General features: G+C 41.8%; 24 protein-coding genes and 1 other annotated feature. Of the genes, 10 read left to right on the plus strand and 14 right to left on the minus strand.

The genetic code is table 11. The features are described 5' to 3' along the window. Positions 1–32 precede the first annotated feature (32 nt). The 6 genes from NST65_RS13485 to NST65_RS13510 form a co-directional block, all read right to left on the minus strand. On the minus strand, positions 33–1,385 hold the full coding sequence (locus NST65_RS13485) for an amidohydrolase family protein (RefSeq protein WP_342488994.1): 1,353 nt from the start codon (positions 1,383–1,385) through the stop codon (positions 33–35). A 264-nt stretch (positions 1,386–1,649) separates the two neighbouring features. Then, positions 1,650–2,264 carry a LysE/ArgO family amino acid transporter gene (locus NST65_RS13490; RefSeq protein ID WP_034279570.1) on the minus strand — a complete coding sequence of 205 codons (615 nt, stop codon included), beginning with the start codon at positions 2,262–2,264 and terminating at the stop codon, positions 1,650–1,652. Between the two features lie 128 nt (positions 2,265–2,392). After that, on the minus strand, positions 2,393–3,976 hold the full coding sequence (locus NST65_RS13495) for an acyl--CoA ligase (RefSeq protein ID WP_342488996.1): 1,584 nt from the start codon (positions 3,974–3,976) through the stop codon (positions 2,393–2,395). A gap of 226 nt (positions 3,977–4,202) precedes the next feature. Beyond that, positions 4,203–4,415, minus strand: a complete 213-nt coding sequence (locus NST65_RS13500) for an alpha/beta-type small acid-soluble spore protein (protein WP_024424829.1) — start codon at positions 4,413–4,415, stop codon at positions 4,203–4,205. Positions 4,416–4,504: 89 nt separating this feature from the next. Next, on the minus strand, positions 4,505–5,710 hold the full coding sequence (gene thiI / locus NST65_RS13505; RefSeq protein WP_034279564.1) for a tRNA uracil 4-sulfurtransferase ThiI: 1,206 nt from the start codon (positions 5,708–5,710) through the stop codon (positions 4,505–4,507). A gap of 4 nt (positions 5,711–5,714) precedes the next feature. Beyond that, the gene (locus NST65_RS13510) at positions 5,715–6,857 is read right to left on the minus strand and encodes a cysteine desulfurase family protein (protein ID WP_111926313.1); all 1,143 of its coding nucleotides are present in this window, start codon (positions 6,855–6,857) and stop codon (positions 5,715–5,717) included. A 187-nt stretch (positions 6,858–7,044) separates the two neighbouring features. Here NST65_RS13510 and brnQ (NST65_RS13515) point away from each other — a divergent pair, with 187 nt between their 5' ends. Then, on the plus strand, positions 7,045–8,385 hold the full coding sequence (gene brnQ, locus NST65_RS13515) for a branched-chain amino acid transport system II carrier protein (RefSeq protein WP_111926311.1): 1,341 nt from the start codon (positions 7,045–7,047) through the stop codon (positions 8,383–8,385). 215 nt (positions 8,386–8,600) lie between these two features. Then, a complete protein-coding gene (brnQ, locus tag NST65_RS13520; RefSeq protein ID WP_081124671.1) occupies positions 8,601–9,944 on the plus strand; it encodes a branched-chain amino acid transport system II carrier protein in 1,344 nt (447 codons plus the stop codon). Between the two features lie 41 nt (positions 9,945–9,985). Here the strand turns inward: brnQ (NST65_RS13520) and ezrA are convergent, their stop codons facing one another. Further along, positions 9,986–11,689, minus strand: a complete 1,704-nt coding sequence (ezrA, locus tag NST65_RS13525; protein ID WP_111926309.1) for a septation ring formation regulator EzrA — start codon at positions 11,687–11,689, stop codon at positions 9,986–9,988. 341 nt (positions 11,690–12,030) lie between these two features. On the opposite strand from ezrA, the gene hisJ reads away from it, so the two are divergent. Next, positions 12,031–12,846, plus strand: coding sequence for a histidinol-phosphatase HisJ (hisJ, locus tag NST65_RS13530; protein WP_111926307.1), 816 nt, complete (start codon positions 12,031–12,033; stop codon positions 12,844–12,846). On the opposite strand, the gene refZ is transcribed toward hisJ, so the two are convergent. After that, entirely contained in the window at positions 12,816–13,481 is a 666-nt protein-coding gene (refZ, locus tag NST65_RS13535; protein ID WP_111926305.1) for a forespore capture DNA-binding protein RefZ, read from the minus strand. The genes hisJ and refZ overlap by 31 nt on opposite strands. Positions 13,482–13,607: 126 nt before the next feature. On the opposite strand from refZ, the gene NST65_RS13540 reads away from it, so the two are divergent. From NST65_RS13540 to NST65_RS13550, 3 genes are all read left to right on the plus strand, one after another. Continuing rightward, on the plus strand, positions 13,608–14,105 hold the full coding sequence (locus tag NST65_RS13540; RefSeq protein ID WP_111926303.1) for a GAF domain-containing protein: 498 nt from the start codon (positions 13,608–13,610) through the stop codon (positions 14,103–14,105). A gap of 303 nt (positions 14,106–14,408) precedes the next feature. After that, positions 14,409–15,011, plus strand: a complete 603-nt coding sequence (rpsD, locus tag NST65_RS13545) for a 30S ribosomal protein S4 (RefSeq protein WP_024424838.1) — start codon at positions 14,409–14,411, stop codon at positions 15,009–15,011. A gap of 296 nt (positions 15,012–15,307) precedes the next feature. Next, positions 15,308–15,862: a hypothetical protein gene (locus NST65_RS13550; protein ID WP_342488997.1), complete on the plus strand. Its 555-nt coding sequence runs from the start codon at positions 15,308–15,310 to the stop codon at positions 15,860–15,862. A gap of 44 nt (positions 15,863–15,906) precedes the next feature. On the opposite strand, the gene NST65_RS13555 is transcribed toward NST65_RS13550, so the two are convergent. Then, on the minus strand, positions 15,907–16,473 hold the full coding sequence (locus NST65_RS13555; protein ID WP_342488998.1) for a cysteine hydrolase family protein: 567 nt from the start codon (positions 16,471–16,473) through the stop codon (positions 15,907–15,909). A 196-nt stretch (positions 16,474–16,669) separates the two neighbouring features. Then, on the minus strand, positions 16,670–17,311 hold the full coding sequence (locus tag NST65_RS13560; RefSeq protein ID WP_117603436.1) for a triacylglycerol lipase: 642 nt from the start codon (positions 17,309–17,311) through the stop codon (positions 16,670–16,672). Between the two features lie 207 nt (positions 17,312–17,518). Here NST65_RS13560 and NST65_RS13565 point away from each other — a divergent pair, with 207 nt between their 5' ends. Next, positions 17,519–17,875 carry an antibiotic biosynthesis monooxygenase gene (locus NST65_RS13565; protein ID WP_041114974.1) on the plus strand — a complete coding sequence of 119 codons (357 nt, stop codon included), beginning with the start codon at positions 17,519–17,521 and terminating at the stop codon, positions 17,873–17,875. Positions 17,876–17,951: 76 nt separating this feature from the next. On the opposite strand, the gene tyrS is transcribed toward NST65_RS13565, so the two are convergent. Continuing rightward, a complete protein-coding gene (gene tyrS, locus NST65_RS13570; protein ID WP_034279538.1) occupies positions 17,952–19,220 on the minus strand; it encodes a tyrosine--tRNA ligase in 1,269 nt (422 codons plus the stop codon). A gap of 52 nt (positions 19,221–19,272) precedes the next feature. Then, positions 19,273–19,504: a binding site (T-box leader), on the minus strand. Between the two features lie 59 nt (positions 19,505–19,563). Then, positions 19,564–21,288 (minus strand): acetate--CoA ligase, encoded by a 1,725-nt coding sequence (gene acsA / locus NST65_RS13575; RefSeq protein ID WP_025092287.1) that lies wholly within the window; start codon positions 21,286–21,288, stop codon positions 19,564–19,566. Positions 21,289–21,443: 155 nt separating this feature from the next. Here acsA and NST65_RS13580 point away from each other — a divergent pair, with 155 nt between their 5' ends. Genes NST65_RS13580 through NST65_RS13590 form a run of 3 tightly spaced genes read left to right on the plus strand, consistent with a single transcriptional unit; the run spans position 21,444 to position 23,914 of the window. After that, positions 21,444–22,076 carry a GNAT family N-acetyltransferase gene (locus NST65_RS13580; protein WP_034279534.1) on the plus strand — a complete coding sequence of 211 codons (633 nt, stop codon included), beginning with the start codon at positions 21,444–21,446 and terminating at the stop codon, positions 22,074–22,076. Between the two features lie 39 nt (positions 22,077–22,115). Beyond that, positions 22,116–22,757, plus strand: a complete 642-nt coding sequence (locus NST65_RS13585; protein WP_034279532.1) for a CBS and ACT domain-containing protein — start codon at positions 22,116–22,118, stop codon at positions 22,755–22,757. Continuing rightward, the gene (locus tag NST65_RS13590; protein WP_024424850.1) at positions 22,754–23,914 is read left to right on the plus strand and encodes an acetoin utilization protein AcuC; all 1,161 of its coding nucleotides are present in this window, start codon (positions 22,754–22,756) and stop codon (positions 23,912–23,914) included. The genes NST65_RS13585 and NST65_RS13590 overlap by 4 nt, the downstream gene beginning before the upstream one ends. 43 nt (positions 23,915–23,957) lie before the next feature. Here NST65_RS13590 and ccpA read toward each other — a convergent pair whose 3' ends face one another. Next, positions 23,958–24,959, minus strand: a complete 1,002-nt coding sequence (gene ccpA / locus NST65_RS13595; RefSeq protein WP_034279529.1) for a catabolite control protein A — start codon at positions 24,957–24,959, stop codon at positions 23,958–23,960. Between the two features lie 451 nt (positions 24,960–25,410). Next, on the minus strand, positions 25,411–26,487 hold the full coding sequence (locus tag NST65_RS13600; protein ID WP_034279528.1) for a bifunctional 3-deoxy-7-phosphoheptulonate synthase/chorismate mutase: 1,077 nt from the start codon (positions 26,485–26,487) through the stop codon (positions 25,411–25,413). Positions 26,488–26,557: the final 70 nt, after the last annotated feature.

The raw sequence follows: 26,557 nt of genomic DNA on the forward strand, positions 1-26,557 counted from the left end.
CCCCATAGGCATCGCCTATGGGGTTATTTTATTTACGAAGGTGTTGATTCAAACTTGTGTGATAAAATATGGTCTCTTGCTGCATAAGCTTTTCGTTTGACCTCTTCTAGGTTCACATCAACAAGCTTTCCGTTTCGTTTCACTGCTTTCCCAGCCACATAAACAGAATCAACATTTGAAGGGTGTGCCGTTTGGACAACCGCGCCAGCCGGATCTGTCATCGGCAGAAGATTCATGCTTGTCCGGTCGATTAGGATGAAATCAGCTTCTTTCCCAGGTGTAAGCGACCCAATTTTATGATCGAGCTGTAATGCACGAGCCCCATTGATCGTCGCAGCTTCAAGCATTTGATGAGCAGACAGCCCAAGTTCAGGCCCCGGCATGATCCCATCCATTAACAACGATTGATTTTGGATCGCGCGCTCTGCTTGAAGTCCGAATTTCATTTGGGCAAACAAATCTCCTCCTGTCGCTGTCACTACGTCTACACCGAGCGTTGGAAGAACACCTTGTGCAATCGCAAGTCCTGTGACAGGATAACCGTGACCCATCATCATTTCAATTTCAGGGGTAATGGATATGGAGCTTCCGCTGTCTGCCAGCATCTTCATTTGATCCGCATCTATTGCATTAATATGCACCATGTTCAAATCCGGTCCGAGTAACCCTGCTTTGTGAAGCCGCTCAATCGATCGATCCTCCGCTCCCCAATTCCCAAAGCCGATGTGCATACTGCATAGAGCATCTAGAGACCGGGCTGTTTCAATTTCAAATACCGACGTCTCCCATGAAGAAAACTCTGGTCCACGAATCGCAAGTCCCATTGTTAAAAGCTGATCTGATGATTGAAAATGTGCTTTTTTCACACGTGCTGCGTCCTCCATATTGGTGAGCGTACTCTCTCTATCCCAATATTCAGCATCTCCAGAGGACCCAAAAGCAAAAACAGCTCGTATGCCCGCATCTTTTAATCCTTCAATGAGCTCTTCTGTATGATCCATTGAATTGATCATCGTCCAGTCTAAAAACGTGGTCACACCTGCATCTAAAGCCTCTAATGCCCCTAAATAATTGGCGATTCGATCGTCGGATGGGCGTCTCATCGCTCCATAGTTGCCATAATAGATTTTGCTCAAATATGTCTGCAAAGACCAATCTGTTCCTATGCCCCGGATGACAGACTGCCACACATGCCGATGTGTATCTACAAGACCTGGCATGATGACCATATCAGATGCATCAACAATGTCAGCATCACTTACTTCAATTGAAGGTCCAACTTCTAAAATATGTTTCCCTTCAATTAATAAATCTCCCTTTTCAAGAAAACCTAAAGATGGATCCAGTGTTAAAAGAGCTGCATCTTTAAACAATGTTTTTTTCATCCATATCCCCCTTTTCAAATGACGAGGATGAGTGACCCCGTCTCAATGTCATTTTAAAACAGAACAGGATCAAATTAGAAGAAAAGTGACTTATCTCAACATATGAAGAGCAGACGTTTCTGAAATAGTTCTTTCGACCATCCCAAACTCAAAGAATTTCATAGGTTTGATTCCGATATATTGTAAGACTGCTACACTTCCAACATAAAAAAAGCGCAGGATCATTACGTCCAAACGCTTCTTTGTTTAATTCTCTATGTATCTTTACACAATCAATTGATACGCAATGTATAACGCAACCAGCCAGATCATGACCGCTGAAGCCTTATTAATACGGTTCATCCATTTGCCGTTTGTATCTAACTTTCCTAACATCTTCCCTAAAAGGGCGAGCCCAATAAACCATAACCAGGACACGATGATACAGGCAAGTGTAAACGCCAGCTTTTCTGCGCCGCTATATTGCAGCGAATTCGTACCAATGACACCAATCGTATCGAGAATCGCGTGGGGATTTAAAAGAGAAACTGAACAAGCAAATAAAATTTGTTTTCTTGCAGGCATTAATTTCTGCTTCTCTTGATCCCCTGCTGATGAGCTTGTGTTCCATACAGACCATCCCATATAAACTAAAAAACAAAAACCAATGATATAAAGACCGATTTGCAGCACTGGAATGGTAAACACCACAACAGAAACACCTATGACAGCTAAAGCAATTAAAAGTGTGTCACAAAGAGCAGCCGTGATGACGACAGGCAATGCTCGATATAATCGAGGCTGCAGCGCTCCTTGTTGAAATACAAATACATTTTGTGCGCCCAAAGGTAAAATGAGACCAAAGGCAAGTACAATTCCATGAATGATCGCAATGGACATCTACTAACATTCTCCTTTTTCAGAAATTCCTACACATTTTAACATAAAACATTATGCTCACTTTCAACGAATTTGATTTTCCATACAAAAAAGCGCTGGATGCTTCCATCCATACGCTTCTCACTTCTTTATGATTGACTTTTTCGTGCAAGCTCTCTTTCTCTCAGCTCTACACGGCGAATTTTCGCTGACGGTGTTTTTGGCAGTTCGTCAATGAATTCGATTTCTCTTGGGTATTTGTATGGTGCTGTTGTGTTTTTCACATGTGTTTGCAGCTCTTTGATCAATTCATCACTTTGCACAGTTCCATCACGAAGGACGACGTATGCTTTCACGATTGATCCTCTGATTTCATCCGGGCTTGCCACAACTGCACATTCCTTCACTGCTGGATGCTTGATCAGCGCATCCTCTACTTCAAACGGTCCAATTGTATAGCCTGAGCTGACAATGATGTCATCTCTGCGGCTTTCAAACCAGAAGTACCCATCTTCGTCTTTTTTCGCGCGGTCACCCGTAATAAAGTAATTTCCGCGGCGCTGCGCCTTTGTACGCTCTTCGTCTTTATAGTATTCCTTAAATAAAGCCGGCGTTTCAAGATGGACCGCAATGTCACCAATTTCTCCAGGTGCGCAGACGTTTCCATCCTCATCAATGATATCTACTTCGTTGCCAGGGGTTGGTTTTCCCATACTGCCTGGCTTGATGTCCATTCCTTTTAGCACCCCTACGAGCAGTGTGCTTTCAGTTTGGCCATAGCCGTCTCGTACTTCTATATCGAAATGCTTTTTGAATGTATCAATGACTTCACGGTTCAGCGGCTCTCCCGCAGAAACAGCACTATGCAGCTTTGGCAGCTCGTACTGACTTAAATCATCTACTTTTGCCATAAAGCGGTATTCTGTCGGTGTACAGCATAGGACATTGATTTCATTTTTTTGAAGCAGCTCTAAGTATGTATTTGGATTGAATTTCCCTCCATACACAAAGCCTTCTGCTCCACTTCCTAACACAGATAAGAGGGGGCTCCACACCCATTTTTGCCAGCCTGGTCCTGCTGTTGCCCATACTTTATCTCCTTCACTAATGGAGAGCCATGCTTTTGCAGCTGTGCGTAAATGTGCATACGCCCATCCGTGTGTATGAACAACCCCTTTTGGGTTCCCTGTTGTACCTGATGTGTAGGATAAAAACGCCATGTCTGTGCGCTTTGTATCTGCCAATTCAAGTTCGTTTGATTGCTCTTCTTTTTGCGCTAGAATGTTTCTCCAGCCATGATCGTTTTCACCGATTGAGAATGTTTTAAAATCGTTTGGCTGTTTGGTTCCGTCGAACGATTGAATGAATGAAGAGTAAACGATCGCTCCCTTTGCTTCTGCATGTTCAATTCGATAATCTATATCTTTTGCACGCAGCATTTCTGAACAAGGAATCACGACCATTCCTGTTTTCAAAATCGCTAAATAAATGCTGTATGCCTCGAGCATGCGCGGCACCATCACAATGATTTTATCGCCTTTTTTGAAGCCTGCTTTTAATAAAACATGTCCAATTTTATTTGCCTCTTCCACTAATGCTGCATACGTCACATGCGCTTCGTGGCCATTGCCATCCTGCCAGTGCAGGGCCATTTTCTCCTTGTCATGACTGAACGCTTCAATCTCGCTGACTAAGTTATATTGTTCTGGTGCAATTAAGTCTTCTCTTTTCATGGTACAGCTCCTTTTAGCCTCTTTCTTATGAAACGAAACATGTTTCAATTTACCTATTTTAACACTCATAACTGAAAAATGCTTGAATTAGGACCTACTCCTAGTATTATGCCATAATTTTTTTCATCCGTCTTCTTTTTTAAAAATATTCTAACTATTTATATGTACAAAAAGAAAAGAGCGGGAAGGATCCCGCTCATAAGCCATAGCTTTTAAATTGTGTGTCTTAGAAAGATCCGCCACCCATATGTTGTTGAGCGTAAGATACAAGACGCTTAGTGATTTCTCCACCAACTGATCCGTTAGCGCGAGATGTAGTTTCTGCACCAAGGTTTACACCAAATTCAGAAGCGATTTCGTACTTCATTTGGTCGATAGCTTGTGCAGCGCCTGGTACTAGTAATTGGTTAGAACTGCTTTGTCTGTTTTGTTGAGCCATGTGTTCTCACCTCCTTGTGAATATAGAATGTGTAGAAACACATGACTTCATGCGATTGATTTTATGGTAATTATTATGAAATTTTCGTTTTAGAATAAATCAGCGAATTCGTCTGCTGCTTTCTTTTCATTTGTCACAATAATTGTTTCAATTTGCTCTACTGCCTCGTCCAGCATCGGCTCGAAATCAGCAAAGCTTTCGTAGCGTTCTACCTTCTCAAGCTTTGGTTTTGTTTTAGGGGACGGCGGCGTAAAGATCGTACAGCAATCCTCGAAAGGCTGAATGCTTGTATCGTATGTGCCAATTCTTCTCGCTTCATCAATAATGTCATTTTTATCGACAGCAATGAGCGGGCGGATGATTGGTGTATTGGTCACATGGTTAATGGCATACATGCTTTCAAGTGTCTGACTTGCCACTTGACCAAGGCTTTCTCCGGTAATAATCGCAAGGGCATCGCGCTTTTCTCTTATTTTGTCAGCTATTTTCAGCATCATTCTTCTTGTTGATGTCATCGTATAGTTTTCAGGTACTTGTTTGTGAATCAGCTCTTGAATTTTTGTAAAAGGTACGATGTGAAGCTTCACTTCGCCTCCATATGCTGCCAGGCATTCTGCAAGATCAATGACCTTTTGTTTGGCACGTTCACTTGTATACGGCGGACTAAAGAAATGCACAGCTTCAATTTCAATTCCGCGTTTCATTGCTTGATAGCCGGCAACCGGGCTGTCAAAGCCGCCGGAAAGCATGAGCATCGCTCTTCCGCTAGAACCGACCGGCAGGCCGCCTGCACCTTTAACATCTTTAAATGTAATGTACGTTGCGTTCTCTCTGATTTCTATGCGTAAATGCACATCCGGCTGTTTCACATTGACCGTTAAGTTTTCCGTATTCCTTAGAACATGTCCGCCAATTTCACGGTTCATTTCATTTGAATCAAGTTCAAATTGTTTATAAGAGCGTTTCGTTGAGACTTTAAATGTATTTCCTTGTTCATACACTTCCTGTACCGCTGTTAGTGCCGCTTCTTTAATCGCATCTAGATTCGTCTCACATTTAACCGCAAGACTAAAGCTCTGAATGCCAAATACACTTTTGAGCTGTTCTGAAATTGGTTCAGGGTCTTCTCCGTTCAGCATAATCGTGATGCGGTCTCTATCAGATGCAACCTTTAATGCTTCAAAATCCTTTAAGACGAACCGAATGTGCTGTCTTAGTTTTTCAATAAATTTCTTTCTATTCTTCCCTTTTGTTGAGATCTCACCAAAACGGACTAAAATATGATCATATTTCATGCTGTTATCTCATTCCTTTTAATTTTTTCACACTTTGTGCGATCGATGTGATGATTTGCGGCGTTAGCTCTGGTCCTAGTCCATACGTCAAGCTGATTCTCATACTGCTTTTGGCTACTTCCTCTGGTTTTCCCATTGCCAGCAGGACACGGCTTGGCTCTTTTTTCTTAGCTGAGCAGGCAGAGGTTGTAGAAACATATATGCCTTCTTTTTCAAGCATATGGAGGAGGACCTCAATTTGAATACCCGGCACTGAAAAATTCACAATGTGCGGCGCACTTAGCGCCTGCGGTGTGTTCATCACAATACCTTCTATGTCTCCAAGCTGTTTTTGCAGCTGCGTTTTTAAGTTCAGCATCTCATCATGATACTTGTCAAGCTGTTCAAATGATTGTTTCATGGCTTTTGCTAAGCTGACAGCTCCAGCAGGGTTTTCAGTACCTGAACGAAGTCCTAATTCCTGCTCTCCCCCAGTAATGAAAGGGGCGAGAGTGACATCTTTCTTTAAAAAGAGTGCTCCAGTGCCTTTTAAACCATGAATTTTATGGCCTGACATCGTCAAAAGGTCTACATCCAGCTGTTTATTGAGTGCTACCTTGCACATTCCCTGCACCCCGTCGACATGGAAAAGTGCGTTTTCGGCATGCTCGCGAATAATGCCAGCAGCTTCTTCAATTGGCTGGATGGCACCGGTTTCGTTATTGACGTGCATCATGCTGACAAGCACTGTATCAGGGCGAAGCACTTCTTTTAAATGAGTCATATCTGCATGGCCATGCTCATTTACTTGAATATAGGAGATGTCAAAGCCAAATAACGCCTTCAGCTGTTCAAACGATTCAATAACAGAAGGATGCTCAATTGCTGTGGTCACAATATGCTTGCCCCGGTTCATTTTGGCAAGTGCTGCCCCTTTAATGGCAATGTTATTCGCTTCTGTTGCACCAGAAGTAAAAATAATCTCATATTGTTTCAAGCCCGTGTAGTGAAGCATTTGTTTTCTCGTTTCATTTAACAGCCGGCTTGCATCAATTCCGAGCTGATGAAGCGAAGATGGATTTCCAAAATAACGTTCACTCACTTGCTGATATACTTGTAAAACCTCAGGGTACGGTTTTGTGGTTGCACTATTATCAAGATACATCATGGCGAAACTCCTTATCCTCTTGCGTTTAACTAATATGATCCGAATTCCCTTTTATTTCAATATAAAGCGGTATATTGACAACCTCATCAATTCACTATATCATGCATAGTGCCATTGTCATATTTTTTCCTAAATTGACAGAATATTTAAACATGGCGGAAAAATAAAATAATAGGGGGATAACCTTATGAATAATAAGTTAAGTCAAACAGACACATTAGCCATCGGCTTAATGTTGTTTGCACTCTTTTTCGGCGCAGGCAATATGATATTCCCTCCTGTACTTGGACAGTACGCAGGTGAAAACGTATGGCTTGCGATCGGTGGATTTTTACTGACAGGAGTTGGACTTCCGCTCTTAGGTGTCATCGCCGTTGCCCTGACAGGAACTGGTGCAAAAGGGCTTGCTGACAAAGCTCATCCAACATTCGGTACCATTTTCACCGTCATTTTATATTTATCCATTGGGCCTTTCTTTGCGATCCCACGTACTGGAACGGTTTCTTATGAAATTGGGCTGGCGCCGTTTCTGACTGAAGCGCAGTCTGAATCATGGATTCCATTATTCTTGTTTTCGATTGCTTTTTTCGGCATTACTTATGCTCTTGCTTTAAATCCATCGAAACTCGTTGACCGAATCGGTAAAATTTTAACACCAATTTTACTCGCTGTCATTGCTTTAATTGTGATCAAAGCGATCGCGACACCAATGGGTGGAATTGGCAGTCCGCATCCAACCTATGAAGGAAGCCCGCTGTTTACCGGCTTTTTAGAAGGCTACAAAACGATGGATGCTCTTGCTTCGATCGTTTTCGGAATTGTCGTTGTCACGGCTGTGAAAGAGCGCGGTATGACAGATCGTAAATCGATTGCCGCAGCCTGTATTAAAGCTGGGCTTGTCGCAGCTGCTGGACTAGCTCTTGTGTACATATCACTCGCTTATGTCGGAGCGTCAAGTCCTGAGGCTACAGGCATGGTCGGGGCAAATGAAGGCGGAAAACTCCTTTCGCTTGCGGCGAACTTTTTATTTGGTTCTGCTGGTAATATTGTGCTAGGGGCTGCGATTTTATTTGCATGTTTGACCACAAGTATTGGACTGGTTTCATCCTGTGGGGAATATTTTTCTTCACTATTTCCACGCTTTTCTTATCGTACAGTTGTTTTAGTTGTATCTTTATTCAGTACAGTTGTAGCAAACCTTGGACTGGCACAAATTATTTCGCTCTCTGTTCCGGTTCTTGTTGCGATTTATCCGTTAGCCATCGTGATCATTCTCTTATCTTTTCTTGATCGCTGGATCAACGGAAGACGGATTATTTATATCGCTTCACTCATTTTTACAGGTATCTTTGCCGTAATCGACGGGTTAGTGGCAGCGAAGATTCCTCTTGGCGGATTAAATAAAATTTTAGAAGCTACTGTTCCTTTATACAAACTTGGGATCGGCTGGGCCATCCCTGCCGTACTTGGAGCCATTATTGGTCTTCTTATTTCTTTGTTTACGAGTCCACCTAAACAGCCTGCTTAATCAAGCATCAAAACTAAAAACATCCCTTTCCATAAGAGAAAGGGATGTTTTTTTATGTTCTTCATATACTAAAATAGAAAAATTCATGACTTTTGTATGAAAACACATGTTGACATCAGGCGTACATCCTTTATAATTAGTGAATGTTAATGAAGAACCGTTTTAGCAGCTAATTAACAGAATATTTCAACATAATATTGGAGGCTTTATATTCAATGAAGGCAACATTGTCGACGAAAGATACGATTATTATAGGTTTTATGTTATTTGCTTTATTCTTCGGCGCCGGAAATATGATTTATCCACCAGAGCTTGGGCAATATGCCGGAACAAATGTATGGAAAGCAATGGGCGGATTTTTATTAACAGGTGTCGGTTTACCTCTACTAGGTATTATTGCGATCGCTATTACAGGACGTGATGCAAAAGGACTTGCGGATAAGGCTCACCCAGTGTTTGGAACAGCATTTACCGTTATTTTATATTTATCCATTGGGCCGCTTTTCGCTATTCCGCGTACAGGAACGGTTTCGTATGAGATTGGCGCATTACCATTTTTATCAAGCGTACCAGCTTGGCTGTCTCTGCTTTTATTTACACTCGTCTTTTTTGGTATTACGTATTACCTTGCTTTAAATCCAACGAAAATCGTGGATCGTGTAGGTAAAATTTTAACACCGATTAAATTTACGATTATTTTTATTATCATTGTAAAAGCCATTTTGACGCCGATGGGCGTGATTGGTACACCAGATGTATCTTATAGCAACGGATCGTTTTTCAAAGGATTTTTAGAGGGCTATAAAACGATGGATGCTCTTGCTTCTATTGTATTTGGAATTGTTGTCATCAACGCGATTAAAGGACGCGGTGTGACAAGCAAAAAGGCACTGGCTTCTGCTTGTATCAAAGCGGGTTTGATTGCAGCTGCTGGATTAACCTTCGTTTACCTGTCGCTTGCGTATCTAGGCGCTTCTAGTACACATGCCATTGGATTCGTTGGAGATGGAAGCAAAATCTTAGCTCAGTCTTCTCAGTTCCTTTTCGGCAGTCTAGGAAATATTGTGTTAGGTGCTGCCATCACAGTCGCTTGTTTAACAACAAGTATCGGTCTTGTCACATCATGCGGAGAGTATTTCTCAAAGTTACTTCCTAAACTTTCTTATAAAATGGTCGTGACACTTGTTACATTATTTAGTTTCATCATTTCTAACTTTGGACTTGCTCATATTGTTGCTTTCTCTGTTCCAGTCTTAACAGCGATTTATCCGCTGGCGATTGTGATCATCGTTCTATCACTTGCTGATAAATGGCTTGGACATAGAAGACCAGTATATGTCCTCTCGTTAATTTTAACAGGGTGCATCAGCTTATTTGACGGCTTAGCAGCAGCAAAGCTTCCAATCGGTCCAGTAAAAGACATTTTCCAAACAGTGCTGCCTTTTTATGACCTTGGCATTGGCTGGCTTGTCCCTGCGATACTTGGGGTCGCCATTGGGTTCGTGATCTCACTTTTCACTTCTTCTGCTTCAGAAGAACGCCAGAAACAGGCATCATAATACAAAAAAAGCTGAAGTCCTATCAATGGACTTCAGCTTTTTTATTGATGCTGATATTCTTTTTCGTGCTGAGCTAATAGCTTCTGAACGGCTCCAGGTGATGCTTTTTCAACAGCTGAGGCTGCTACATCAAATGAGCCATTATAATCATACGCATAAAATCTTCGCTCTGCCTCTTTTAGTTGTTCTGAAAGAATATGATTTTGGCTTCTAAAACGATTGCCATATTGAATGATTCGTTCAATTTGATCCACTTTAGTGAGCATTTCTTCCGTCTCATTCACAGCATGTCTCACTATGTCAGAGGCTTCTTTTAATTGCTCATTCACAGCTGGCATGTTGAGCGGCAGGTTCTCCAGCTGCTCGTGCACTTGCTGAATCATCTCCTGCGCTTTTTCAGCCTGCTCTTTCATGTCAGCAGGTACACCTGGAATATTGCTTTTTTGCAGCTGACGCACTGTATCTGTCAGCATCGTTTTGAGCTCAGCCAGTGTTTCTCTCGCTTGCAGCTCTTCTTTTCTTAATGATTGAAGATGATCCTTAAATGTATCATGCAATGTTTTTGCATCATCGATAAAGGTCTCAAGCTGATTGATTTCATTCATTAATAGTGAATATGCGACATGATCACGATCAAGCTTCTCGCGAATTTGTTTCATGAGCTTTTCAATTTCTTCTAAGCGTTTTTCGAACGCCTTCTGTTGATCAAGCTCTCCGGCTGTCAGTTTGTAGCTTTCTTTTACAAGAGCTGTTTCTGCCTTGGTTTGGGTGTGATCCTGCTCGAGCTTTTCAAATGCTTCCGTCAGCTCAGGCATTTTACTTTTGATTTCCTGACCTGCTTCTACTTCCGCTTCCAGCTGATCATACAGCGTCTGAATGGCATCATCAATCATTTGCAAAATGCTTGATGCTTCTTCCAGATTGAGTTCATCAATCAGTAGTTTTTCCGCACGGGTCAGCTGTTTGTTTAAGTTCTCAAGCTCTTTAGTGATCTGGATGTGCTCGAGCTTGTAGCCTTTGTCTGTCATTTCTTTATATCCGTCTTTCAGCTTCGTCAGCTGGCCTGGTACGGTTTGTTTACAGTCTGCAATGAGCTTCGGTACATCATTGATATACAGCTGAAGCTGATCGAGTCTGCGGTCTTGCTCAAGCAAAATCTTTCTTGCTTTCATATAGTTGCCGTTTTCTGTCTCTTCTTCGTACTGCTTGATCCCTTCCCAGGCTTCATCTAAGTCCTGCTCCATTTTGTCATAAAGGGTGCCGTATAAATGGCTGTACGCAAGCAGATTTTTTCGAACTGTTTGATATTGTTCTTTGACCTTTTCAATGTCCTTGCGATTTTGCTCCTCGCTTGTGACAAGGTCTGCAATCTCTTTTAAAATGTCTTCAATGTTCGAATCAGCAGCACTCAGCAAGTCCTCAATGTGCGTAAGAACCTGCTTGGCTTTGGAGAATCGATATTTATCAGAATACTCTTCTGCATCATATAATAGCTCCTCTACCTTTGGAAGATGGGCTGTGACGATATCGTCCCACTCTGCACGCCATCTTTCAAAAAATTGCTCTGTTTCTCCGGTCATTTTTAAATGTTTGATCTTTGAAATTTCTTCTACAATTGATCTGTTTAAAATTTCAATTTTCCATGCTTCCAATCGGTCAATCTCTTTATATATATTTTTTCGCAGGAAATAACCGACTGAAAACAAAGCAAGCAAAATGACAATTAAACCGATGATTAACTCCATAATGAGCCCCCTTGTTGTGATCTAAGTGATGTCAGGGTAAAAGTGTCCCGAGTAGACCTGAGAACCCTTTCGTGTCCGCTTTGCATTTGTTTTTTTATAAGCAGGATCGTATGTTTTCCAATACCATCCATTCACGGTTTTATGTATGTTTTTTCAAGAAAGTATTTGTGCGCTTTCTATCATTTGATCACACGTATCAATGTGACCTGCTTTTATGTATGCGGAAGCTGTCGTTTTCATTGTTATTATGATACCATGTAACCAGCATTTTTGGTCATGATTTTTCATTATTTTCGCTGATAAACATCACGTTTTTCAAAATATCGACAAGAGGTGACGACATGCTGAAACAAGATGCACATCTACATACACCGTTTTGCCCGCACGGTTCGCTTGATTCTTTTCATTCTTATATTGAAAAAGCCATTAAAAAGGGATTTGATTCCATAACCTTTACCGAGCATGCCCCGCTGCCTCCATCGTTTCAAGATCCAACACCTGAGCAGGATAGTGCCATGAAGCTCCAAGACCTTGAAGCGTATATAACGAAACTGGCTCAGCTGAAACAAGAATACAAAGGACAATTAATAGTAAAAACTGGGCTTGAGGTTGACTTTATCAAAGCGTATGAAGAGGAAACAAGAACCTTTTTAGACTGCTACGGTCCAGAACTAGACGACGCCATTTTATCTGTTCACTTTCTTCCTGCTGGCGATGATTATATTTGCCTTGATTTTGACGAGCATGCCTTCCAGCAGCTAATAAGCATCTATGGCAGCATCGAACAGGTCTATCAAAGCTACTATGACCAAATTCATTCTTCTATTCTATCATCTTTAGGCCAATATAAGCCAAAGAGAATCGGTCATATCACCCTTGTCCAGAAATTCAAACAGCTTTTTCCATATGAAATGTCACCTGAACTTTGTCAAAAGGTCACCCTCTGCCTTGAAGAAACGGCAAAAAAAGGCATGTCCTTAGATTTTAATACATCAGGTCTTCGGAAAACATATGCCAGAAGTATCTATTTAGATCAATGGATGATAGACCTTGCAAAAAAGAAAAAAATTCCGCTCATATTCGGCTCTGATGCCCATCAAGCGGAAGATCTCGGATATGCGTATGATCAATTCGAGGACATCATGAGGTTCAGATAAGAATCTAGTGCCGGCTCTTTTGGTTCTAACAAATAATGAAGCGAGCGGCTCAGCTCCTTAAAGTACATTTGATAGAAATACGGCTCACTTGGGTTCAAATAAAGCACCTCTGTTAAATATTGCGGTTGTAAATATGGCATCATGAGAAGTGATTTAAGCTGAATCATAAAGGATGCGAGTGAAAGCTGCTCACAAATAACATGGGTGCTTTTTCCTTTTTCAATGATAAGCTGAAACAAATATTTTTCTTTCGTTAAATATGTCGACATGATTTCTCTGATGAGTGTCGAATCAATCGTCACCTCCCGATAAACGAAACGGGTTAATTGACGGTGCTTGTGCTGATAAGATAAAATATCAAAAACCACATGTAGTAAGCATTCTTTTGCATGACGGGTTTCCATGTGATGGAGATGTGATTCAATCATGTGAATGTAACCTTCATAAAAATCGGATACGAGCTGCTCAAGCAGCCCTCCTTTTCCTTGAAAGTAATAAGAAATGTGGGCAACGTTGACGTTTGCTTCCTTCGCAATCTCACGGACAGAGGTTCCAGAAAATCCTTTTTGGTTAAAAAGTCTGATGGCAGCATCCATAATACGGTCTTTTGTTTGCACGGTTGTTGATGTTTTCATCCGCTCACCCCTCTTCATGTGTACATACTTCAAGATGAAGGCGGAAGTTCCTTTTACAATTGCTCGACAAATCCCACATGCGAGACGCAAGTTATGTATTTTTAAGATAGAAAGTAGGAGATTTTCATGTTTCATGTCGAAAAACAGTCTGGCGATCCTTCAAAAGACTATCAATTGCTAGTCAAACAGGTAGAAGCCATTACAGATGGTGAACCTGATCTGATTGCCAACTTGGCAAATGCAGCTGCGCTGCTCTATCATTCACTTCCTGAAGTCAATTGGGCAGGGTTTTATTTAGCAAAGGGCGGCGAGCTTGTGCTTGGACCGTTTAACGGACTGCCTGCATGTGTGCGCATCCCTTCTGGAAAAGGCGTTTGCGGTACAGCGTTTGCGACAGGTGAAGTGCAGCGTATCGCTGATGTCCATGCATTCCCTGGACATATTGCCTGTGACGCAGCATCGCAATCTGAAATAGTCATTCCGCTCAAGGTCAATGGACGGATCATTGGGGTCCTCGATATTGACAGCCCTGTGAAAGACCGCTTCAGTGAAGTAGATGAGTCCTACCTTATTCAATTTACAGAAATTCTCCAACAGGCGTTATCCGTCTCTACGGATGCGTAATCATGCAGAAAAAGCAGGCACATTGTCTGCTTTTTTATGTTTCTTTATATAATGGAGAACGTCACCTCTGCCTCTAAATAGGTTGACTTCTCCTATCCAGCGTCATATAATAGAGTTTGTGTGAAATATGGCAGCCTTTTTGTTCGGCTTTTTTGTATCATTTTGTTCCTTCTATATTATGAAGGTGCATCTTGTAACTCCCTGCTGCTGGAGCGAGGATGCATGAAAACATAATGACGAAAAAGAGGAAGAACAGACGGTTTTTATTTTTCACAAATAAAAACAATAAGGAGGAGTCACATTATGGCTCGCTATACAGGTCCAAGTTGGAAGATTTCCCGCCGTTTAGGCATTTCATTAAGCGGAACAGGTAAGGAACTTGAAAAACGCCCTTACGCTCCAGGCCCACATGGTCCAGGACAACGCAAAAAACTATCTGAATACGGTTTACAATTACAAGAGAAGCAAAAGCTTCGTCACATGTACGGTGTCAACGAACGTCAATTCCGTACACTATATGATAAAGCTGCTAAACTTCCTGGTAAACAAGGTGAAAACTTCATGATCCTTCTTGAAACTCGCCTTGACAACCTAGTATACCGTCTTGGCCTTGCTCGTACTCGCCGCCAAGCTCGTCAGCTAGTAAACCATGGTCACATCCTTGTTGATGGAAGCCGTGTAGACATCCCATCTTTCTCTGTGAAACCAGGTCAAACGATTGCTCTTCGTGAGAAATCTCAAAACCTTGCAGTAGTGAAAGAATCAGTTGAAGTAAACAACTTCGTTCCTGAATACCTTTCTTTCGATGCTGAAAAGCTTGAAGGAACTTTCACTCGTCTTCCAGAGCGTTCTGAATTAGCGCCTGAAATCAGCGAACAACTAATCGTTGAGTTCTACTCTCGTTAATTTCTTTACTTCTCTAAGAGAGAGCAAACAAACCCTAGATCCCTTGATTGTTCAAGGATTTCTAGGGTTTTTTGTATGTTCTCAATTATACATGAAATCATTTGAAGTCATCTTCCATTTTCAACACTTATTTTCCCCGGCTGCCTGCTCCATTCTTACTTCAATCAAACCTGTCTCTATTTTTATATACAAATATAGGAAACATTTCATTGAAGTGCCTTTTTTCTATTGGTACAATCATGATAGATGACATATCAGTCGTATGGTCTTCTATAGTACTTAGATGGAGGAGTTCCATGTATAGTATCACGATCATTCTATTCTTACTTTTAACCTTATCAGTGATTGCCTATTCTCTTCTACGAAAAAAACAGATTATCGATGAGCCGCCCAATAGATTTGCTGCAAGTCTGTTTATCTTCCTGCTCTTTTTTTCTATCTGCTTTGTGATCGCGGTTCCAAGTGTATTGCTATACATCACCGTTTTAGGCGTGAATTTTCTTTTTGGAGAAACCATCACGTATGATTCGTTTTTTTCTTTGATCTCTTTCTCTTTGTTCGTGAGTGTTATCGTCGTTTTTTGGTCACCTGTCCTTCTATTCATAGGAAAAGGACTGGCTTATCTCCTTAAACTTCCTGTATGGCTCACTTATGCTTTGGAATGGGTGAGTTCTTGGATCGTTTTACATTTCTCTATCAAGTATGTCCTTTACTTAAACTTAATGAATGTATCGATAGAGGATTCCGGCGTATTGATTTTATCATTCTTTGTCAGTTTTTTATTTATTGAGATTGATCTCGTTTACTCACGTAAGAAACAACGAAAACAATCGCTGGACACATATCATTAGCATAAAAAAAGCTCCTAGATCTCTTTCTAGGAGCTTTCAAACTTTTATTCTTGACTTGTCCATTTTGCGATGAGCTGCTCTGTTGTCATGACAGTCGCAAATTCATCATGCAGGGTTGCAAGTGAGAGCCGGTGGATCGATTCTGGGTCAAAATATGTACCATTTTGATCTGTTAGTCCAAAGGCGGCTGTTGCATCTGAGATCAGATACGTATCAAAGCCAAGATTTCCGCTCATTCTTGTGGTTGTTGATACGCAGTGAGGGGTTGTTAATCCTGCAATGACGACCGTGTCAATCTGGTTTGATCTTAGATGTTCCTCTAAGTTAGTACCAATAAAGCTGCTGTTGACTTTCTTTTGTATCACCATTTCTTCCTCTAGCGGTTTAGCCATATCTTTGAAAAGGTGCCCTTCATTTGCTGGATGAAATACAGAGTCCGGATTGTCGGATGTATGCTGAATATGAATCACTTTCCAGCCTTTCTCTCTCCAAAACGTTAATAGCCGGCTAATATTCTCCTCTGCCTCTAGGTTATTGCGTTCTCCCCATTTTTCATGCTCGAACGCCTTTTGTACATCGACAATGATGAAAACCTTTTGATTCGTTTTCACAAACGCCCACCTCCGAATATTCACATTCACTACATGTAGTGTAAGGAATGGTGAACGTTTTGTACATGTTTTTATTCAGCTATGTACGATGGTCTGTTTCTGTATCATCGTTTTGCCATTCTTTTCAATATCTCTAGCTGCCATATGCCAGCTGACATCAAAAAAGACAGCATATGCCGCTGTCTTTTTTCGTTTTTTAATTCGTATTTTGTCCTCCGCCGTTCAGTCCTTCTTTAATATACCCTTTCACTTGGCTTGAGGTTAATAGACCGATATGACCAACGCCATGGATCAGGATGTTTCTTGCGCCAATTAAACGAGAGAGGCTGTTGACGACAATAAGATCTGCTGAGCTATAGACGGATGTGTAAAGAATTTTTTGATTTGGATCTGTGCCTGGTAATGCTCTGCTTGAAACGAGTCCGTTTGCTCCACCAATTGTGACAACGTTCTCAATTTTATCGCCGCCATCTAGATTCTTGATATAGTATAGCGTGTTCGCTCCACCCATACTATGAGCCACAATATCTACTTTTTTGGCACCCGTTTTGTCTAACACATCTTTGACGAATCTCGATAGACGCGGACCATTGTTGCGGTTATTTCCTGTTTTGTCTATGAAATCAATAGCATATAATTGGTTTCGATCCCAGCCTTGTGTGGCCAAATAACTTTTAATAGAAAAAAAGTTATAAGAGGCACCGCCAATGCCGTGCACCATCACAACCGGATTATGCTCAGCCGCCTTCGCCTCTTTCGGCTGGATAAACGCCATTGAACCAATCACCAATGCAAGCGCAATGAGAATTTGCAAACTCCTTTTCTTAACAAACATCACTTTCATTCCCCCTTATTCATCTTATACGACTCTATTTTATACAAGAAAAATATGTCAGAAAAGTGAACAAGGTAATGTTTATGAGATGATTTTACAAAAATATAAATAATCAAAAAGCACCTTGGACTTTTTTAAATTAAAACAAAAAGACTACGAGACCTTCTTTCTTTCATATATAATATCAATAGACTAAGGAGGTTCTACTAGATGCTATTTACTCAAACACCTGCACCACCCTACTACGCCGCGATTTTCACATCAAAACGAACAAATGTCGAGCAGAAAGAATACGCTGCTGCTGCTCAAAAAATGGAAGAATTAGCGAAAGATCTAGATGGGTTTCTTGGAATGGAAAGTGTACGAGATGAACATGGTGTTGGAATCACTGTCTCTTACTGGGATTCATTAGAAGCCATCAAAGAATGGAAAGCACATACAGCACATCAGCGTGTCCAAAAAAAGGGAAAAAAAGATTGGTATGAATCCTATACAACCCGAATTTGTAAGGTAGAACATGCTTATACAAACAAAGATTCACTCCTTGAACAAGAAGCAGACGAATGAGCTACTTCTACATAAAAAAAGAAAAGCACCTCAATGTTGGGGTGCTTTTCCATGATGCTTACTGTTTCATAAAGATTTATTTATACGTTACGAGGAAGTATTTCTTTTTCCCTCTTCTTAAAACGGTAAATTGGTTTTCAATTCGGTCGTCAGCTGAAAGAACATAATCTTTATCTGTTTGTCTCTCTCCGTTGATGGAGACAGCACCATTTGTAATATCTTCACGTGCTTGACGCTTTGATGGAGACAGCTTTGATTCCACAAGGATATCGACTAGTGTTAATTCTTCTGTGCTGCTTTTCTCCATTGATGGAACATCCTTAAAGCCTACTTTCACTTCTTCAGCTGTAAGAGATTTGATCTCACCTTTGAATAGTGCATTTGAGATGTTAACAGCCTGTTCTAGTGATTCACGGCCATGTACAAGTGTTGTCACTTCCTCTGCTAGACGGCGCTGCGCTTCACGCTTTTCAGGTGCTGTTTTCACTTTTTCTTCGTACGATGCGATCTCTTCTTTTGATAAGAACGTAAAGTATTTTAAGTATTTCACGACATCACGGTCATCTGTGTTGATCCAGAATTGGTAGAACTCATATGGAGACGTTTTTTCTTTATCTAACCAGATGGCGCCGCCTTCTGTTTTACCAAACTTTGTGCCGTCTGCTTTTGTGACAAGCGGCATCGTCAGACCAAATGCTTTTGCCCCTTCTGCTTCAGACTTACGGATCAGCTCAAGTCCAGATGTGATATTTCCCCACTGGTCACTTCCGCCAATTTGCAGCTTACAATTTTCATTTCTGTAAAGGTTTAAGAAGTCTAAAGACTGCAGGATGACGTAGCTGAATTCTGTGTAAGAAATCCCTGTTTCGATACGTGAGCTCACGATATCTTTTGCCAGCATGAAGTTTACACCGAAGTTCTTTCCAATATCACGAAGGAACGTGATGACATTCATTTGGCTGATCCAGTCGTAGTTATTCACGATGACGGCTGGATTCTCGCCTGCTTCAAAATCAAGAAATTGAGACAGCTGTCCTTTGATTTTTTCTGACCACTGTTCGACGATTTCTGCTGGGTTGAGTGAACGTTCTGCTTTCTTGAAGCTAGGGTCGCCGATTAGTCCAGTTGCGCCCCCAACAAGAGCAATCGGATGATGACCTGCTTCTTGGAATCTGCGTAATGTTAAAATTGGCAATAGATGACCAATGTGTAAGCTGTCAGCTGTCGGATCAAAGCCGGAGTATAGTTTGATTTTTTCTTCTGCTAATAATTTTGTTAAACCTTCTTCATCTGTTTGCTGCTGGATTAATCCTCTGAACGATAGCTCTTCCATCAATTGACTCATTTCCAAATCTCCTTTTTTTACAATTCAACAAAAAAACGCCCCTTCGAATGAACGAAGGGACGATATATATCGCGGTACCACCCTGCTTAAAAGACAAAAAATCTCGTCTTTTCACTTACACTGATAACGGACAGATCCGTTCTTTCACTAATCAGGGCATGCTCCTTTTCGTAAAAGCGGTTCGTGAGGGTAATTCGAATATCTCTTTGTACTGACTCGCACCAGCCGTCAGCTCTCTTCAACAGGGAAAGATCATTCTACTGAATCTCAGTCAAAACCTTTTCATATTCAACTAATGTCATTTTTAACACACTTTTGATATCAAGTCAACTGATGAAAAAATTTAATCTTCCATTGTCGAAAGGTCGCCAGCAGGTAAATTCAGCTCCCACGCCTTTAGCACACGTCTCATAATTTTTCCGCTTCTCGTTTTGGGCAGTTTGTCTTTGAACTCAATTTCTCGCGGTGCCGCATGTGCTGCGAGTCCTTTTTTCACAAATGTACGAATCTCTTCTTTCAGCTCATCTGTCGGCTCATATCCACTTCTAAGCGCTATAAATGCTTTAATAATTTCACCGCGGACCGGATCTGGCTTTCCAATGACACCAGCCTCCGCAATAGCTGGATGTTCGACCAGTTTACTTTCCACCTCAAATGGACCGACCCGCTCTCCTGACGTCATGATGACATCATCGACACGTCCCTGGAACCAAAAGTATCCGTCTTCGTCCATATAAGCTGAATCTCCTGAAACATACCAATCTCCCGGCATAAAGTAAGATTCATATTTTTCAGGATTGTTCCAGATCGTATGCATCATAGAAGGCCAGCCTTTTTTAATCGCAAGGTTGCCCATCCGGTATGGCGGAAGTTCATTTCCTGCATTATCGACAATTGCCGCTTCTACGCCTGGAATCGGTTTTCCCATCGAGCCTGGCTTGATGTCCATGCATGGATAATTACAAATCAGCTGTGCACCCGTTTCTGTCATCCACCAAGTGTCGTGAATTCTCTTGCCAAAAACAGCATCTCCCCAGCGGATGACTTCTGGATTAAGCGGCTCTCCCACACTTAAGACATGGCGGAGCGAGCTGAGGTCATATTTTTGAATGAGATCATCCCCTGCCCCCATGAGCATTCTAAAGGCGGTCGGGGCACTGTACCAAACGGTTACACCGAGTGATTCAATGGTTTCATACCACGTATCAGGATTAAACCGGCCGCCTAAAATCACATTCGTCGCCCCATTTAACCACGGTGAAAAAATACCGTACACTGTGCCTGTAACCCAGCCTGGATCAGCTGTACACCAGTAAACGTCATCCTCTTTCAAGTCAAGCACCCATTTACCAGTCTGGCCTTGCTGGACCATTGCACCATGGACATGAAGCACACCTTTTGGCGTACCAGTAGATCCTGATGTGTAATGAAGCAGGAAGCCGTCTTTTTCATCCATCCATTCAATCTCAAGCTCCTTTGCTGCCTCCTCAAACGCCTTTTCATAGTGAATTGTCCGCACTCCATCGACGTCTTCGTTTTCACCGCCGACAATGATGACAGATTCAAGCTTCGGAAGCTCTGCAAATGGAATTCGCTCAAGCAAATCTGGTGTTGTCACGATCACCTTTGCCTCACTATTTTCTAAACGGTCTTTGACGGCACCTTCCATAAATGCCTCAAATAATGGGCCAACGATCGCTCCAATTTTAACTGCACCAAGCAAAAGAAAATAGAGCTCAGGTGATCTTGGCATAAAGATAAACACGCGATCCCCTTTTTCTACATGTGCTTTTTCTCTGAATAGATTCCCCGCTTTGTTTGTGTTGATTTTCATATCCCTGAACGTATACTTTTCATCCCGCTGTGAATCTTTGTAGTGAAGCGCCACCTTGTTCTGACGAAACGAGTCCGCATGTCTGTCAATCGCTTCATAGGCTGCATTTATTTTTCCTGTTTCATACCAGGAGAAGTTTTTTCTAGCTTCCTCCCATGAAAAATCTTTGTATGCCTGCTCATAATCATTTAAATGATAATCCCCTTTTACTGATGGTAGCGTTTCCAATTTCATCAAACAGTCCCCCTTTGCATACGTTTACAATGACCATTATAGTATAGATGACTTTTTTTCTCAATTTTTAAAAAACTTCTGATGAAACCGTTTTAATTATTGCAAGTTTTAAGATAGAATAGAGACGACTCACTAGAATTAGGGGCGGTGGATACGTGGAGCATCCTAAAACTTATTATTCAAAAACCATTGAGCGCGAAACAGGTTCCATCCTGGTTGAAGGACCGGTACCTGCATCAGAGCTTGCGAACTATACGTTTCATGAAGGACTAACGGCATTTCGCACGCCTGAGGAACAGAAACAAGCACTTGTTGAAATAGCAGATCTTCCAGAAGGACGTATTATCATTGCAAGAGCGAATGAGCTTGTCGTAGGCTATGTCACGTATTTGTATCCTGATCCACTTGAGCGTTGGTCAGAGGGCAAAATGGACAATTTAATTGAGCTTGGCGCGATTGAGGTCGCTCCTCCATTTAGAGGATGCTCACTTGGCAAGCATTTGCTTGATGTGAGCATGATGGATGAGCAAATGGAGAATTACATCATCATTACAACTGAATATTACTGGCATTGGGATTTAAAGGGGACAAAGAAAAACGTTTGGGAGTACCGCAAAATGATGGAGAAAATGATGAACGCAGGCGGTCTTGTCTGGTTTGCAACAGACGAGCCAGAAATCAGCTCACATCCAGCCAATTGTTTAATGGCCAGAATTGGGAAACATGTGAGTCCTGATTCGATCGAGCGTTTCGATCGTCTTCGCTTCCATCAGCGCTTTATGTATTAACGTTCAATTCGTTTTTTTGGCAAAGGGGATTGGTAAACAATGATGATTGAACAAATTATGGAGCGTGATGTGATCACGCTGCGAAAAACCGATACGATTGAAGAAGCCATTCAAAAAATGAGTGCACACCACATCCGGCATATCCCGATCGTATCTGATCAAGGGTCTGTCATTGGGATGGTGACAGATCGGGATATTAAAAATGCCAGTCCAAGTATTTTTGAAACAGAGAAAAGGAAGCTCTTTATTCAGCGGCCAGTAGAAGAGATCATGGTATTAGAGACGATCACTGCTCACCCGCTTGATTTCGTTGAGGAGATATCAAGTGTCTTTTTTGAGCACGGAATTGGCTGTCTTCCAGTGGTGAGACGCGGCAAGCTTGTAGGCATTATCACAAAAACAGATCTGCTTCGTACGTTTGTAAGACTGACAGGTGCAGATCAGCCTGGGTCGCACTTAGAGGTTGAAGTGGAGCAGATGACAGAAAGCCTCGCAGATATTACAGCCATTTTAAAGGAGCAGCATATTCAAATGCTGAGTGTGCTCGTGTACCCGCATGCCAATGAGGCATCTAAAGTGCTCGTATTCCGCCTTCAAACCATTCATGCAGATCATGTGACGAAGCTGATTCGCGCAAAAGGCTATAAAGTGCTCTGGCCTATGGAGCAGACGATCAAATGAAGGAAGCGACCTTTGTTTTTTCACCATCTTTTCAAACGTACCAATTTAACCAAGATCATCCCTTCAATCAGCTTCGTGTCTACTTAACTTATGATCTTCTTCAAAAAATGAAGGCGTTAACAGAGGATGAAATCGTTGCACCGCGTATGGCTACTCTGGAGGAATTAAAGCTCGTCCATACAGCAGATTATATCCAGGCTGTGCAGCGGGCAAGTGAAGGAAAGCTGTCTACGGCAGAGGGTGAACGATACGGTCTTGGCACTGAAGATACACCGATGTTCGCAGGCATGCATGAGGCGGCATCTCTCCTTGTTGGCGGAACATTAACAGCGGTTGACCAAGTGATGCTCGGTCATTCGCAGCATGCCCTCAATCTCGGCGGCGGGCTTCACCACGGATTCAAAGGGCGTGCATCTGGCTTTTGTATTTATAATGACAGCTCTGTGGCGATTCAATATATTCAAAAGACATATGGCGCTAGAATTTTATATATTGATACGGATGCTCATCACGGCGATGGTGTCCAGTTCAGCTTCTATGACGACCCAGAGGTATGTACGGTGTCCATTCATGAAACGGGACGCTACTTATTCCCTGGAACCGGACAAGTACAGGAAAGAGGCCACGATAAAGGCTATGGCTATGCTTATAATATTCCACTAGATGCATTTACGGAAGATGAATCGTTTCTCGAAGCATACCGAACAGCAGTGACTGAGATTGCTGCTTTTTTTAAACCAGATGTGATTTTGACGCAAAACGGGGCAGATGCACACTACTATGACCCGTTAACTCATTTATCTGCCACCATGAAAATATATGAAGAAATTCCTAGACTTGCTCATGAGCTTGCACATCAATATTGTGACGGCAAGTGGATCGCTGTTGGCGGAGGGGGATATGATATTTGGCGCGTCGTTCCAAGAGCGTGGAGCCGCATTTGGCTTGAGATGAAAGGCATTACACCGCCAGATGAGCTCCCTCAGGACTGGATTCAGGCATGGAATAAGCAATCGCCTGTTACCCTTCCACCTACATGGAAAGATCCTGACGATTTATATCCACCGATCCCAAGAAAAGCAGAAATCACAGAAAAAAATGCACAAACAGTAGAAAAAGCACTTATGCCTGTTAGAAGAGAAAAGAAAAAGGCATAAGAAAAGCAGGCTATCCCTCATAAGGTAGCCTGCTTTTTTTGCTTTATTTCGTTGATTGTCTTTCTTCAATTCTGTGCGGAAGCTCAACAATTTGATCGTCCACTTGTTCTTTGTTCATCAGCTTTGTGAGCAATCTCATCGCAACAGCACCAATATCATATGTCGGCTGTACAACTGTTGTCAGCTGAGGACGCACCATGAGAGAAAGTCTTGTGTTATCAAAGCCAATCACTTCTAAGTCTTCAGGAATAGATACCCCTCTGTCTTGTGCTCCATGAATGACACCTAGAGCCATTTCATCTGTAGCTGCGATAACAGCTGTCGGCTTGTCAGACTGCTCAAGCAGATGAGCAAGTGCTTCAATTCCAGAATCATACGAGTAATCGCCTTCAGCGACGAGCGTATCGTCAAACGCTATGCCCGCTTCTTCAAGTGCTCGCTTATAACCTGCAAGCTTTCTCACGGAATTAATTGGTTCTGACATTGGACCAGAAACAAATGCAATTCGTTTATGTCCTTTTTCAACTAACAGCTGAACTGAGTCATAAATGGCCTGCTCATAGTTGATGTTGACGGATGGTGTTTGAGCCTGCTCTTCAACAGATGCTGCAAGAACAATCGGCACAGGAGAGCGCTTAAATTCTTCCACATGCACATCTGTGATATTTCCGCCCATAAAGACAATTCCGTCTACTTGTTTGCCGAGCATCGTATTTAACAAATGAAGCTCTTTATCTGTATTTTGATCTGAGTTGCTCAAAATAATGTTGTATTTATACATCGTAGCGATGTCTTCAATACCGCGTGCTAATTCCGAATAGAAGATACTAGAAATATCAGGGATGATGACCCCGACTGTCGTTGTTTTTTTACTTGCTAGGCCTCGAGCCACTGCATTCGGACGATAGCCAAGGCGGTCAATTGCTTCAAGTACCTTTTTTCTTGTTGTTGGTTTTACGTTTGGATTACCATTTACTACGCGTGATACCGTTGCCATACTTACATTTGCTTCTCTTGCTACATCATATATTGTAACATTATTCACATAAATCACTCCTTCAAATACACTTCATATCTATAGCATTCACCAATTGGATAGAGACATGTCAGATACGAGGAAAATAATATCCTATTTGTCATTAAAACGATGAAAAGAGACACATAATTTTTCAATCTACATCAAAATGACATTCTTTTATGAAATTATACACGTTTTTTTGTCATATGAAAACGTTCCCTTTCTTTTTATAACTAAATTAAACAAACTTTAATCAGCTTGTTACCTGTAAATTGAATCATATTTCATAAAAAAACATTGAGAACGCCAGCTATGACAATGATCTTAGCAGATTCTATCGAATTTTAAAAATGAAAACATTGTGAACAAGCACTTTTTAGGGTTGCAATGTGCTTTCTTCCTTTCATTCCCAAACTCCATGGTATTTCTCCATAAAAAAACCGCCGGGCAGTTATCCGGCGGCTATTTCTATCTATGATTACGCGTGAATATTCACAAGTGGTCTTAACGCATCTAACCATTTTTCGAATTGTGGAATGTCCATTTGCTGCGCTGAGTCAGACAGTGCAACAGATGGATCTGGATGTACTTCTGCCATGACACCGTCTGCTCCAATCGCAAGAGCTGCTTTTGCTGTTGGAAGGAGAAGATCTCTACGTCCAGTTGAGTGCGTCACATCAACGAAGACTGGTAGATGTGTCTCTTGTTTTAAGATTGGCACTGCCGAGATATCTAGTGTATTTCTTGTCGCTGTTTCGTATGTGCGGATACCGCGCTCGCAAAGGATGATTTGATCATTTCCTTGGGCGATGATGTATTCAGCTGCATTGATGAATTCTGAAATGGTCGCTGCAAGACCGCGTTTTAAAAGAACTGGTTTCTTCACGGAACCGGCTTCTTTTAACAGCTCGAAGTTTTGCATGTTACGTGCCCCAATTTGGATAACATCGATATGCTCAATCGCTTCTTCAATATGAGCAGGATTGACAATTTCACTAATGACAGCAAGACCGTATTCATCCGCTACACGCTTTAGAATCTTTAGTCCGTCTACACCAAGTCCTTGGAAGTCGTATGGACTTGTGCGAGGTTTAAATGCGCCACCACGAAGTAGTTTTAATCCCTGCTGTTTCGCTGCTGCCGCTACTTCTGCGACTTGCTCGTAGCTTTCAACGGCACATGGTCCAACGATGAAACGCTGCTTTCCATCACCGATCGCTTCCCCATTGATATTCACGATTGTGTTTTCTGGCTTTTTCTTACGAGAAACAAGAAGTGCTTTGCTGTGGTCATCTTCTTGAAGCTCTAGACCTGCTTTGAAAATCTCTTTGAAAATATGCTGAATCGTTGAGTTTTCAAATGGCCCATCATTTTCTTCAAGAATTTGGTTCAGCATTGTGCGCTCTCTGACAGGATCATAACGGTTGACACCTTGCGCTTCTTTTGCTTTTCCAATTTCTTTGACAATGTTTCCTCTTTCATTGATCAGTTTTAGAATTTGAAGATTTAGTTCATCTGCTTGCTGCCTCAATTTTTCTAGTTCATTGTTGCTCATTTTTGTCATCCTTTCCTCTGCCTGCTCTCGCTTTTTATTTTTTCATTCTTGCATGATAGGGTTTATTATA

The sequence above is a fragment of the Bacillus sp. FSL P4-0248 genome, from assembly GCF_038593305.1.
GTDB classification, from domain to species: Bacteria; Bacillota; Bacilli; order Bacillales; family Bacillaceae; genus Bacillus; species Bacillus safensis.